This window comes from Flavobacterium hibisci (genome assembly GCF_020026925.1).
Classification (GTDB): Bacteria; Bacteroidota; Bacteroidia; order Flavobacteriales; family Flavobacteriaceae; genus Flavobacterium; species Flavobacterium hibisci.
Window position 1 is genome coordinate 105,275 of the sequence record NZ_JAIQDW010000005.1, and the last position, 12,282, is coordinate 117,556.

Annotated in this window: 12 protein-coding genes; 2 read left to right on the forward strand and 10 right to left on the reverse strand. The window is 33.9% G+C overall.

The annotated features are described in order from the left end of the window. Window positions 1-157: 157 nt before the first annotated feature. The 6 genes from K8B81_RS07425 to K8B81_RS07450 all read right to left on the reverse strand — a co-directional run bounded on the left by K8B81_RS07425 (window position 158) and on the right by K8B81_RS07450 (window position 5,643). Window positions 158-640: an ABC transporter ATPase gene (locus tag K8B81_RS07425; RefSeq protein WP_223680457.1), complete on the reverse strand. Its 483-nt coding sequence runs from the start codon at window positions 638-640 to the stop codon at window positions 158-160. A 45-nt stretch (window positions 641-685) separates the two neighbouring features. Then, window positions 686-1,288, reverse strand: coding sequence for a hypothetical protein (locus tag K8B81_RS07430; RefSeq protein WP_223680459.1), 603 nt, complete (start codon window positions 1,286-1,288; stop codon window positions 686-688). A 5-nt stretch (window positions 1,289-1,293) separates the two neighbouring features. Continuing rightward, window positions 1,294-2,085: a (Fe-S)-binding protein gene (locus K8B81_RS07435; protein WP_223680461.1), complete on the reverse strand. Its 792-nt coding sequence runs from the start codon at window positions 2,083-2,085 to the stop codon at window positions 1,294-1,296. Window positions 2,086-2,158: 73 nt separating this feature from the next. Then, a complete protein-coding gene (locus tag K8B81_RS07440) occupies window positions 2,159-3,490 on the reverse strand; it encodes a (Fe-S)-binding protein (protein ID WP_223680462.1) in 1,332 nt (443 codons plus the stop codon). A gap of 5 nt (window positions 3,491-3,495) precedes the next feature. Then, window positions 3,496-4,461 (reverse strand): MlaD family protein, encoded by a 966-nt coding sequence (locus tag K8B81_RS07445; RefSeq protein ID WP_223680464.1) that lies wholly within the window; start codon window positions 4,459-4,461, stop codon window positions 3,496-3,498. Between the two features lie 51 nt (window positions 4,462-4,512). Beyond that, window positions 4,513-5,643, reverse strand: a complete 1,131-nt coding sequence (locus tag K8B81_RS07450) for an N-acetylmuramoyl-L-alanine amidase family protein (protein ID WP_223680466.1) — start codon at window positions 5,641-5,643, stop codon at window positions 4,513-4,515. A gap of 81 nt (window positions 5,644-5,724) precedes the next feature. Here K8B81_RS07450 and K8B81_RS07455 point away from each other — a divergent pair, with 81 nt between their 5' ends. After that, on the forward strand, window positions 5,725-8,439 hold the full coding sequence (locus K8B81_RS07455; RefSeq protein ID WP_223680468.1) for a putative LPS assembly protein LptD: 2,715 nt from the start codon (window positions 5,725-5,727) through the stop codon (window positions 8,437-8,439). Between the two features lie 29 nt (window positions 8,440-8,468). Continuing rightward, on the forward strand, window positions 8,469-8,849 hold the full coding sequence (locus K8B81_RS07460; RefSeq protein ID WP_223680470.1) for a RidA family protein: 381 nt from the start codon (window positions 8,469-8,471) through the stop codon (window positions 8,847-8,849). On the opposite strand, the gene K8B81_RS07465 is transcribed toward K8B81_RS07460, so the two are convergent. The 4 genes from K8B81_RS07465 to pfkA all read right to left on the reverse strand — a co-directional run bounded on the left by K8B81_RS07465 (window position 8,830) and on the right by pfkA (window position 12,253). Next, window positions 8,830-9,204, reverse strand: coding sequence for a methylglyoxal synthase (locus K8B81_RS07465; RefSeq protein WP_223680472.1), 375 nt, complete (start codon window positions 9,202-9,204; stop codon window positions 8,830-8,832). The two genes, K8B81_RS07460 and K8B81_RS07465, sit on opposite strands and share 20 nt — an antisense overlap. A gap of 9 nt (window positions 9,205-9,213) precedes the next feature. Further along, window positions 9,214-10,065, reverse strand: coding sequence for an N-acetylglucosamine kinase (locus tag K8B81_RS07470; RefSeq protein ID WP_223680474.1), 852 nt, complete (start codon window positions 10,063-10,065; stop codon window positions 9,214-9,216). 124 nt (window positions 10,066-10,189) lie between these two features. Beyond that, entirely contained in the window at window positions 10,190-11,194 is a 1,005-nt protein-coding gene (gap, locus tag K8B81_RS07475) for a type I glyceraldehyde-3-phosphate dehydrogenase (protein WP_078226710.1), read from the reverse strand. Window positions 11,195-11,266: 72 nt separating this feature from the next. Continuing rightward, the gene (pfkA, locus tag K8B81_RS07480) at window positions 11,267-12,253 is read right to left on the reverse strand and encodes a 6-phosphofructokinase (RefSeq protein ID WP_223680476.1); all 987 of its coding nucleotides are present in this window, start codon (window positions 12,251-12,253) and stop codon (window positions 11,267-11,269) included. Window positions 12,254-12,282 lie beyond the last annotated feature (29 nt).

A 12,282-nucleotide genomic window follows, 5' to 3' on the forward strand; every position in this document is an offset into this window, starting at 1 on the left:
CTTCCATCTGGGCTAGATTTGACATATTTACTTCATAATGACTTCATATATCTTAATCTACTCAACAAAAAAAAATAACCAATTAAAAATCAGAAAACTGCATAAAAAAAGGCACAAAACCTAAATTTCATGCCTTAAAATATTCTTTAAGTTTCTATTAAAAAAAACGACTGTGCCAACTGTCAGCAGCAGGAACTTCCCAGGATTCGTTGAATTCTTCAATATTGTTTACCAGATTATTGAAAACAATTGTGTTCTCAGAAACCGATTTGTCTTTAACCATTTTCTTGAAATCAATCAATGGTTTGTGCGCAATATGCTCTCCAAGCTTAAAAGTAACATTCATTTTATCAAGCAGATCAACGTTATATTTCTTCTCTAAACTTTGAATGAATTCTACAGAGCTGTCAATTGAACATCCTGTAGCTGCCTGTACTTCCTGATTAACTGCTAATATAATAAAACGATTGTATTTAAGCAAAAAAGAAGCTTCAAGACTAGTTCCGTGAGCTGCCCAGCCTTCTATAAATATTTTTAAGTCAGTCTCTATTTCCGAAAATTCCTCCTCAGAAAATTTTCTATTCGATTGATAAATCCAAACTCTGGATTCACCAGGCAAATTTTCAAAAGGTATATACATTTTAATTTTTCTTAATTTGTTTCTTTCAGTTCCAATAACAGAACCTTATTGTTGTTTCTCTAATTTAGTAAGGATTTTATAATATCGAAATTCTTTTGCTTTCACATCAAACAATTCAATTTCTGAATAACTTGCTTTAAGTTTATCCTTTTTTTTAATTTCATTATTAGTCAATAATGATGCGGTATCAAAATAATCAAGCAAAAGAAAACTATAACTTCTTCCGTTTTTATCTTTTAGCTGCAGAGTCAAAAACTGTTCTGATTTGATATCGGTTACTTCCCCGGTAACAGAAGCATCTTCTGCTTCAGCTTCTACATCACTTTTAGATTCCTTTCCTAATTCCATAATCATATTAGGACAAGTTTCGAGCATTTTCACAGCAACATCCTCACCTAATTTGGTCATTCCTCCTTCATCCCCAAACTTCACTTTTTCATCACCTTTAAACTCAGACATATGATCAGAATAACTCCTAATCATACACAATCCTACAGCTGTTTTTAATTCATCTCCCGTAAAATTATCCGATTTACTTTTTTTAGCGTCCAGACATTCACATGTTTCTTTAGCTATAACACTTAAAACATCTTGTGAATACGAAACAACATTAAAAAGAACCGCCAATAAAAATAGTATTCTCTTCATTTATTTTACAAATCTTGTGCATTCGCAATTAACTCAGCAATATCCATCACTTTTACCTGTCCTTCTTTTTCTTTGTTCTTAATACCGTCCGTTAACATGGTATTACAGAACGGACAACCTGCTGCAATAATATCCGGCTGGGTTTCAAGTGCATCTTCGGTTCTTTCGATATTCACTTCCTTATTACCTGGTTCAGCATCTTTAAACATTTGTGCCCCACCTGCTCCACAACACAATCCATTAGCTTTTGAACGCTTCATTTCAACCAGTTCAACATCCAGTTTCTGAATCAAATCTCTTGGAGCTTCATAAATTTTATTCGCTCTTCCTAAATAACAAGGATCGTGAAAAGTTATTTTTTTTCCTTTAAATTGCCCGCCTTCAACAGTAAGTCTTCCTTGATCTATTAATGATTTCAAAAACTCGGTATGGTGAATAACTTCGTAATTTCCTCCTAATTCAGGATATTCATTTTTCAAAGTATTAAAACAGTGCGGACATGCTGTAACTATTTTTTTAGCTTCGTATGCATTTAAAACCTCGATATTCATCATAGCCTGCATCTGAAACAAAAATTCATTTCCGGCTCTTTTTGCCGGGTCACCGGTACAGCTTTCCTCAGTACCAAGTACTGCAAAAGAAACGTTTGTACGATTTAGAATTCGCACAAAAGCTTTTGTGATTTTTTTTGCCCTATCATCAAAACTTCCTGCACAACCAACCCAAAACAACACTTCAGGCTGTTTTCCTTCGGCCAGCATTTCTGCCATTGTTGGTACTACTAAACTTTCTGACATCTTCTTTTGTTGATTTATTAATCGATATTTTAAATTCGGTTAAATCCGTAAAAGCAACCTACTAACTATAATTTTAATTCTCGTTTTTCCAGTTCAATCGATCCTGCTGGCTGTATTGCCAAGGGGCACCATTGTTTTCTATATTAGTCATCATTGCATTTAACGACATTGGTGCAGCACTTTGCTCCATTACTAAATAACGACGCATATCCATAATGATAGATAATGGACTAATATTCACCGGACATTCTTCTACACAGGCATTACAAGATGTACAAGCCCACAACTCTTCAGGTGTAATGTAGTCATTTAATAACGTTTTATTATCAGGAACAAAAACTCCTTTGTTGGCATCGATATTTTTCCCTACTTCCTGCAAACGATCCCTTGTATCCATAATGATTTTACGAGGAGACAATTTTTTACCGGTTTGGTTAGCCGGACAAGCCGATGTACAACGCCCGCATTCTGTACAAGTGTAAGCATTTAATAACTGTATCCAGTTTAAATCCTGAACATCACTAGCGCCAAATTTTGAAGGTACTGCATTTTCATCTACTGGTGCTGCTGCGAACGGATCAGCATTTGGATCCATCATCAATTTCACTTCTTTAGTAACAGATGCCAGATTATCAAATTGTCCTTTTGGCTTCAAATCGGCAAAATAAGTATTTGGAAATGCCAAAAGAATATGCAGGTGTTTTGAAAAATACAAATAGTTCATAAAACACAAAATGCCTACAATATGCAGCCACCAGAACACTTCAAATAAAACCACAACCAGTTCATTTGACATTCCGTTAAAAATTGGTGCTATAAACTGACTAACCGGAAAACTTCCTGCTTTATGAAAAACTCCTCCCGGAACATTTTGTAAATGCAGATCTGAAGCGTTCATCAATAAAAACAAAATCATCAGAACCGTTTCAAAGTATAGGATGTAATTAGCATCATTTTTAGGAAACCCTCTTAAATCCGAATGTATAAAACGTTTCAGCCGAATCAGATTTCTTCTGATCCAAAAAACGGTTACAGCAAAAATTACAAGTATGGCTAATATTTCAAAAGAAGCTATCAAAACATCATAAACACCACCTAAATAAGGTGCAAAAATTCTATGCGTTCCGAATAAACCATCAATTATAATTTCGAGTAATTCAATATTGATAATTATAAATCCAACATACACAAAAATATGAAGCACTCCTGCTATAGGACGTTTGACCATTTTAGATTGTCCGAGTGCAATCATGGCCATGTTTGTCCAGCGTGCTTTAGGATTATCGCTTCTGTCTACGTCAATACCTAAATTGATATTTCTGATGATTTTTTTTACTCCGGAAGCAAAAAAAGCAAAACCTGCTATCAGAACTATAGCAAACAAAATATTATCTAGATAGCTCATCTCTCTTATTTATTATTCGTCGGATTTTCCTCTTCTTTAGGAGCTACATAAGGTTTGTTTTTCTTTCCAAAAACAGAAACATTTACGTAACGTGTTGGATTAAGACGCACATCCTGTAGCAACAATTCTAATTCTTTTGAAGTTTTAGACAAATTATTATACAATGCATCATCATTTAGTAATTTACCCGCAGTTCCTTTACCTGAGTTCAAATTACTCATAATACCATCAACTTTTGCCAATGTCTGGTTTAAGTTCCTAACCGTTTTACCTAAACCAGCCTTGTTTAAAGAATCCGATATCTTATTGAAATTACCTGACATTTTATTAAAATTTGTCACAATTCCGTTAATCTGCCCTTTATTAGTATCCAAAATAGTATTAAGGCTTCCCGAAGCTCTATGAAACTGTTCCATAGTCTCACTCAATTCTGACAATGACTTTTTTAAATCTTCCTGCCCTTTTTTATCCAAAACATTGTTTAAGCCGGAAACCAGCGTATTGATGTTAGCAAGCATTAAATCCAGTTTTTGTTGAATTGGTTCAATTTTACCTCCTAAAGACTCCGTTAATCCTAACTCAACTGTTGACTCAAGGGTCTGTCCATCTTCTGCAGGAATTTTATCAGCTAAATTTGGAATAATTTTAATTTGTTTTCCTCCAATCAAACTCGGCGAATACAGTGACGCTTTACTGGTTTTAGAAATTGGAAAATCAGTTTTTAACTGAAGTTCCACCAATAACTTCCCTGTTGTTTCATTGATTGTAATTTTATTTACTTTACCAATTGCAAGTCCGTTTAAAGTTACGGGAGCTGATTGTGCTAAATCCTCAACATTATCGTATTCTACGTATAATGTTTTGTAATTAGTAAAAAGATCCCTGCCTTTTAAAAAACTATATCCCCAGATAAATAATAGAATTGACGCGATGACTAATATAGCCGTTTTAATTTCTCTTGTTAGTTTCAAAATTGTAAGTGTTTAATACAAAAATAATATAAATATTCGAACTTATCAGTATTATTTGATAGCGTCCTGAATATTGATTTTTTCCCCATTTCTCGTTGCTACTAAAAATGAAGCACCATATCCTTTACTCTTAGCTTCTTGCAGGTATTTTTTAGCCATTTCGTAATCTGAAGTTTCCTGATAGAAATATTTATAAATATTATTTTCATAAATCATGGTTATGTTTTTCAGACCTTTGAAGTTTTTAGGCTCTAATGGCGTTTTTTTTATACTTGCAATAAGCTGCACTTTAAAGAAAGTTCCTTTAGGGGCATCTTTAACAACCTTTGGAGTGGCTTCAACTGTCTTTGGCTTTGCAGGAACAGAAGTATCTTTTGCAGGTTTAACTTCATTTATTTCCGGGGCTCCTGTTCCAAAATATTCCTTTTTATAACTTAAAATTGCCTGGGCAATAGCTTCTGCAATATCGTTTTGACCAGCTTCTGAATTTAAAATATCTCCTTCAGTAGGATTAGACACAAAACCAGTTTCAACTAAAACCCTTGGCATATAAGCTTTATGCAGCACCATAAAAGGAGCTTGCTTTACACCTCCATGACGAAGTTTTTTTCCTAATTTTTCAAAATTATCCTCAATTTTGCTGGCTAATGAAATACTATTGTCAAGATATTCTTCCTGCATAAGCATCATTGCAGTCATCGATTCAGGGGAATTAGGATCAAAGCCCTCATACTTACGTTTATAATCTTTTTCTAAAGTAATAACCGAGTTCTCTTTTTTCGCAGCTTCAAGATTAGATGCCAGTTTAGTCAAACCCATCACATAAGTTTCTGTTCCATCAGCAGCCGTATTTTTATTTGCATTACAATGTATGGAAACAAAAATATTAGAGTTGGCTCTGTTTGCAATATTTGCCCTTTCAACCAAATCTATAAAAACATCTGTTTTTCGGGTATAAATAACCTGAACATTTGGACTAGCTTCTAATATTTTTCCAACTTTAAGCACAATAGCCAAAGCAATATTTTTTTCAATACGACCACTATAAACGGCCCCGAAATCGTGATCTCCGTGTCCTGCATCAAGGGTTACTTTAAAAACATTGGACTGAGAATAAGCACAAAAAGACGTTATCGTTAGAAAATAAATAAATAGTAGTTTAGTTTTGTTAAAAACATTCATAAATCCAAAAGTTAATTTTAATAAAATGCAAAGCTATAATTTTTACAATTGATTATTTTTGCCAAAAAATTATATGTAAGTTTGACATGTCAAAAAACAAGCCATACTTTTACAAAAATAGCATTTAAACCTTTGCACACAAACTTATTTAATATCGTTTTATTATCATTTTTCCTAAGTGTAGGATGTGGTGATTTATATTCACAAGAAAAAAAGACTAAAAAATCCCCGGTACCTTCTGCAAGACAAACAGATAAGACTAAAAAAGCTGTCACAGACACTACAAAAACGGCTACGGATACAATTAAAACAGACAGCATTAAACCGAAAAAAGCTTTTTTAGACGGAATAGTGAAACGTACTGCAAAAGGCTATCAGAAAATCGATCAGAAAAACAAAACACTTACACTCTACGATGAAGCTGAATTGTATTATAAAGATATAGAACTAAAATCGGGTATTATTGTCCTTAACTATGATAAAGATGAAGTATATGCCGGAAGAATAAAAGATTCTTCAGGTGTTTTAATACAATATCCGAATTTCAAACAGGGTTCTAATGAGGTTCAGCCAGATTCAATTCGTTTTAATTTCAAAACTAAAAAAGCTTTAATTTATAATTCAAGAACAGAACAGGGAGAATTTAAAATAAAAGCACAAATAACCAAGAAAGAAAACGACTCTGTTTATTTTTTAAAAGGAGCACGTTTTACTACCTCTACAGATGTTGACAACCCTGAATATTATTTTAGAACCAGCAGAGTAAAATTTGTTCCCGGAAAAAAAGTAGTGGTCGGATTGACTAATATGGTAATTGCAGATGTACCTACTCCTATTGCATTGCCTTATGCTTATTTTCCGATGAGCCAGGAAAAAAGTGTTTCAGGAGTCATCATACCAAGTTATAACGATTCTAATACAAGGGGATTTTCGCTGCAAAATGGAGGTTATTACTTTGCATTGAGTGACAATTACGACTTAACTGTTTTAGGGGATTATTACACAAACGGAAGTTATGCCATGCGTTTTGAATCTTCTTATGCCAAAAGATACAAATATAGAGGAAACGTCAATTTTAGGTTTGAAAATTTAATTTCAAGTGAGAGAGGCTATCCTGATTATTCCAAACAAAACATCTACAACTTACAGTGGTCACATTCAAAAGACTCAAAATCTAATCCAAATTCAAGTTTTTCTGCCTCCGTTAATATGGGAAGCAGTAAATATTTTAAGCAATCTATTAATCAGGCCAATATTGGTTCAAACTTAAACAACACCCTTAGTTCTTCTATTTCCTGGAATAAAACTTTTAATACAATTCCGCAAGCACGTATTGCTTTAACGGCAACACATTCCCAAAACACACAAACAGAACAAATCAATATGACATTGCCATCTTTACAAGGAAGCATTGATCGTATATATCCTTTTGTTGGAAAAGATGGTGCAAAAAAAGGGTTAATCAAAAATATCAATTTACAATACAATCTGAGCGGTAAAAATAGTTTCGTAACTACTGATTCATTATTTTTCAAACCACAAATGTTTAGGGATGCACAAATCGGAATGCAGCACAGTATCCCGCTTAGTACCAATTTTAAAATATTCAAGTATTTTAGTGCCAGTGCCTCTACCAATTATCAGGAAACCTGGGTAACAAAAACAATTAAAAAATCTTACGATGAGGATTTAAATAAGGTTGTTGACCAAACAGTTAATGGTTTTGATGCTTTTAGAACTTATAACTTCAGTTCAAGCTTAGGTACTACAATTTATGGTACTTTCAAATTTGGTGACACAAAGAAAATACAAGCTATACGCCATGTTATGCGTCCGTCATTTTCTTATTCCTACACACCAAGTTTTGAAAAATATTATGACACTTATGCAATAGACGCCACTGGTAAAACTTACAAGGATTACACCCGATTTGAAAATGGAGTTTACGGACAGCCTGGTAAATCAAATTCCAACATAATCGGTTTTGATTTAAGTAATACTTTTGAAGCTAAAGTAACAGACAAAGACAGCACTAAAACAGAACCTAAAAAGGTCATGCTTTTAAATAATCTGAATTTCAGCACCAGCTATAATTTCAATGCTGACGGAAAGACAACATTTGCCCTCGAACCTATACGTGTGAGCGGAGGAACCCAACTTTTTGAAAACAAGATGAATGTCAATTTTGCCGCGACTTTAAATCCGTATGCAATCGATAATTCAGGGCAACAAATTAATGTATTCAACATTAACAATGGAGGAAGTTTATTTCGAATGACCAGCGCCAATATGACACTTAATTATTCGTTCTCAAACAAAAATGACAAAAAAGAAGAAAACAAACAAAGCGAGCGAAACGGAGGACGTAGTGACGATTTATTTGGTACAAACACGGATTTGAATGACACAAGAAAAAGTCAATTTTCTGAAGAAGAATCTGAGAATGTAATTACCGAATTCTTTAATTCAAAACTTCCCTGGGACATGACTATGGCTTATTCTTTAACTTATTCAAATACTCAAAGAGAAAATAAGATTACAGGAAATTCCATCATGGTTTCTGCAAATATGGATATTACACCTAAATGGAAAGGCGGAATCTCAAGTGGTTATGATTTTGTACAAAAAGGGGTTACTTTTACCCAATTGCGCTTTGAAAGAGATTTGCTAAGCTGGAGAATGTCTTTTAACTGGACACCTCTTGGGGCATATTCAAACTGGAATTTCTTTATTGGAATAAAATCAGGAATGCTTAGTGACATCAAATGGAACAAACGAAGTACTTTAAACCGATAATCTTCAATAAAAAACTTAATATTTTTGATATGAAAAAAGTAATTTTTACGGAAAAGGCACCAGCTCCAATCGGACCATATAACCAGGCTATATTATCAGGAAATACTTTGTATGCTTCAGGTCAAATAGCTTTAAATCCTACTACAGGAGAACTTGTTACTGCAAACATCCATGATGAAACCCATCAGGTTATGCAAAATATTGCTGCTATTTTAGAAGCTGCAGAAATGACTTTTGAAAATGTTGTAAAAGCCACTATTTTCATAATGGATATGAATAATTTTGCAATAATCAATTCTGTTTACGGATCTTATTTCAATGAAAAAACCGCTCCAGCACGTGAAACGGTTCAGGTGGCTTGTTTGCCAAAAAATGTAAATGTTGAGATTTCTATAATTGCAGTGCAATAGCATCCAATAATAATTGTGCCGTTGCTTCATTAGTTGCCAGCGGCACATTATGCACATCGCAAACCCTAATTAGCATATTAATATCTGCCTCATGTGGATGGCTAGACAAAGGATCCTTAAAAAAGAAAACCATATGCGTTAGGCCTTCTGCTACTCTTCCAGCAATTTGCGCATCACCGCCCAAAGGCCCAGAGAGCATTCGTCTTGTTTTAAAACCTGCTGCTTCCGCTTTTCCTCCGGTTGTGCCGGTACCAATTAAACTTATATTATCCTTTTGCAGAACCTCGGTATTTTTAATCAAAAAATTAATTAAATCTGCTTTTTTACCGTCATGCGCAATAATTGCAATTTCCATTCTAATTCTTTATTTATTAGCAACGTGATATGCAATAAGCCCGTCGATTGGACGTCTTAAAACATTTCCTAATTTAAGTTCGTATTTATTAAATATCTCCTGCAGCTCATCCTTCAAATAAAAAGCTATAGATCCAACAAAATGAACGGGAACTTCCTGGCAATTATCATATTGTTTGATGTAATTTTTAACGAAAGATTTCATTCCTTTAAAAATGATTTTTCTGCAAAAATCGGAATCTTTATGCTGAATAAGAAATTTAGCAAAAGTTGCTAAATAGGCATTTGGGTTTGGTTCTTTATATAATTTATTTTTAATAAAATCAGGATCCACATCATATTCTTTTTCAAACTCAACAGCCAGTTCTTTAGGCATTTTATTGAAATAATACTTTCTGATGAGTTCTTTTCCAAAAACATTTCCACTGCAATCATCCATTACAATATAACCTAATGATTGTACCTTTTGATGCAACACTTTTCCATCAAAATAACTGCAATTAGATCCTGTACCTAAAATGCTGACAATTGCTTCTTCTCCCTTAGGTGTAGTAGCATATACCGCTGCATAAGTATCTTCCTGAACTTCTACAATAGCGTTTTCAAAATATCCCTGAAATACCTGTGACAAAGACAGTTTCATTCTGTCAGTGCCGCAGCCTGCACCATAAAAAAACAAATGAGTAGCTTCTTTTCTGTTCTGTGAAATATCAAAACGATCATTTACTCTTTCAATTATCTCCGGACCATCAAGGATCTCAGGATTTAGTCCTAAAGTTTGTGTTGTGAATAACACTTTTCCACTATCATCAATTGCAATCCAATCAGCTTTCGTAGATCCACTATCAACTATTAATTTCATGTTAGTTTAGTTTTTTAGTTTAGTTTCTTCAATTAAAAGTGTGTTTTTCACATTAATTAAAGACCTTACAAAATAAGAAATCCCGTTATTTAAAAATAACGGGATTTTCTCACTTCATAAAATATTATTTTAAACCTGCGATATGCACAGATAAATCAATTAATTTACTAGAATATCCGTACTCATTATCGTACCATGATACTAATTTGAAAAAAGTTGAATTTAAACCAATTCCTGCAGTAGCATCGATAATAGAAGTTCTTTTGTCAGAAATAAAATCCTGAGAAACAACAGCATCTTCAGTATATCCTAAGATACCTTTCAATTCATTTTCAGAAGCTTTTTTCAAAACTGCCATAATTTCTTCATAAGAAGTTTCTTTAGCAACTTTTACCGTTAAATCTACTGTAGAAACGTCAGCAGTAGGTACACGGAAAGCCATACCAGTTAATTTTCCGTTTAATTCCGGAATAACTTTTCCAACCGCTTTAGCAGCACCTGTTGAAGAAGGAATGATATTGATTGCAGCAGCACGTCCACCTCTCCAGTCTTTTCTAGAAGGTCCGTCAGCAGTCATTTGAGTTGAAGTTGTAGCGTGAACAGTAGTCATTAAAGCTTCAACGATTCCGAAGTTATCGTGAATAACTTTAGCTAAAGGCGCTAAACAGTTTGTAGTACAAGAAGCATTAGAAACAACTAAATCAGAAGCTTTTGCCGTTTCGTGGTTAACTCCCATTACAAACATTGGAGCATCTGCAGAAGGAGCAGAAATAATTACTTTTTTAGCACCACCTTTAATGTGCTCATTTGCAGTTTCGATAGTCGTGAAGATACCAGTACATTCTGCTACTACATCAACATCAACTTCGTTCCATTTTAAGTCAGCTGGATTTCTTTCTGCAGTAATACGGATATTTCTTCCGTTTACGTACAATTTTCCTTCTTTAACTTCTACAGTTCCGTCGAAACGACCGTGAACTGAATCATATTTTAATAAATAAGCTAAGTGATCTACGTCTAACAAGTCATTGATTGCAACAACTTCTACATTATCTCTATTAAAAGACTCTCTAAAAACGATTCTTCCAATACGTCCAAATCCGTTTATTCCTAATTTTACTTTTGACATTTTACTCGATTTTGTTTTGTTTTTATTTAACTGATTTAAAGTTTAATTTCTCACTATAAACTTCGTTTCTTTTTATGTTGACATGATATCAGATACTCTTAATAACTCCATATCAATTTCAGATTTTCCTTTAATTGCCTGTTCAAGTGGTGTTAAAGTCACTTTATCTTGCTGTAGTCCCACCATATAATTTGATTTACCATCTAATAGTGATTCTACTGCTTTTACTCCTAAACGGCTTGCAAGAACACGATCAAAACATGATGGAGAACCACCGCGCTGCATGTGCCCAAGAACTGAAACACGTACATCATATTCTGGTAAATTAGCTTCTACGTAATCTTTTAATTCAAATACGTTTTTACCAATTTTATCACCTTCGGCAATAACTACGATACTTGATGATTTTCCTGAAGCTTTACTTTTTTGTAGAGAGTCTAAAAGCCTGTCAAGCCCTAAATCTTCTTCAGGAATAAGAATTTCCTCTGCTCCTGCACCAATACCGGCATTAAGAGCAATATGACCTGCATCCCTACCCATAACTTCTACAAAAAACAGACGGTTATGTGAACTGGCGGTATCCCTAATTTTATCTATACAATCTACAACGGTATTTAAAGCAGTATCATAACCTAAAGTATGACTTGTCCCAAAAATGTCATTATCAATTGTACCTGGAATTCCCATTACAGGAAAACCATATTCAGAATTAAAAATTAACCCTCCGGTGAAGCTTCCGTCTCCTCCAATAACAACCAAAGCATCCACTCCGGCTTTTACTAGATTATCGTGTGCTTTTTTTCTACCCTCAGGTGTTCTGAATTCAAGTGAGCGCGCCGATTTTAAAATCGTGCCTCCTTTGTTTACAATGTTATTTACACTTCGGGGTCCCATTTCTTTGAAGTCTCCTTCAATCATTCCCTGATACCCTCTATAAATTCCTAAACATTCTATATTATGATAAGCGCACGTTCGAACTACTGATCGAATAGCGGCATTCATTCCTGGTGAATCTCCTCCTGAAGTAAGAACACCTACTTTTTTTATTGTTTTTGGCATTATTTAAGTATTAAAGTGTAAAATTAGCA

Coding starts and splice junctions, on each gene's coding strand:
- K8B81_RS07440 (WP_223680462.1), bottom strand. CDS start 3,490: ATGAGCTATCTAGATAATATTTTGTTTGCTATAGTTCTGATAGCAGGT.
- K8B81_RS07425 (WP_223680457.1), bottom strand. CDS start 640: ATGTATATACCTTTTGAAAATTTGCCTGGTGAATCCAGAGTTTGGATT.
- K8B81_RS07460 (WP_223680470.1), top strand. CDS start 8,469: ATGAAAAAAGTAATTTTTACGGAAAAGGCACCAGCTCCAATCGGACCA.
- K8B81_RS07430 (WP_223680459.1), bottom strand. CDS start 1,288: ATGAAGAGAATACTATTTTTATTGGCGGTTCTTTTTAATGTTGTTTCG.
- gap (WP_078226710.1), bottom strand. CDS start 11,194: ATGTCAAAAGTAAAATTAGGAATAAACGGATTTGGACGTATTGGAAGA.
- K8B81_RS07435 (WP_223680461.1), bottom strand. CDS start 2,085: ATGTCAGAAAGTTTAGTAGTACCAACAATGGCAGAAATGCTGGCCGAA.
- pfkA (WP_223680476.1), bottom strand. CDS start 12,253: ATGCCAAAAACAATAAAAAAAGTAGGTGTTCTTACTTCAGGAGGAGAT.
- K8B81_RS07450 (WP_223680466.1), bottom strand. CDS start 5,643: ATGAATGTTTTTAACAAAACTAAACTACTATTTATTTATTTTCTAACG.
- K8B81_RS07465 (WP_223680472.1), bottom strand. CDS start 9,204: ATGGAAATTGCAATTATTGCGCATGACGGTAAAAAAGCAGATTTAATT.
- K8B81_RS07470 (WP_223680474.1), bottom strand. CDS start 10,065: ATGAAATTAATAGTTGATAGTGGATCTACGAAAGCTGATTGGATTGCA.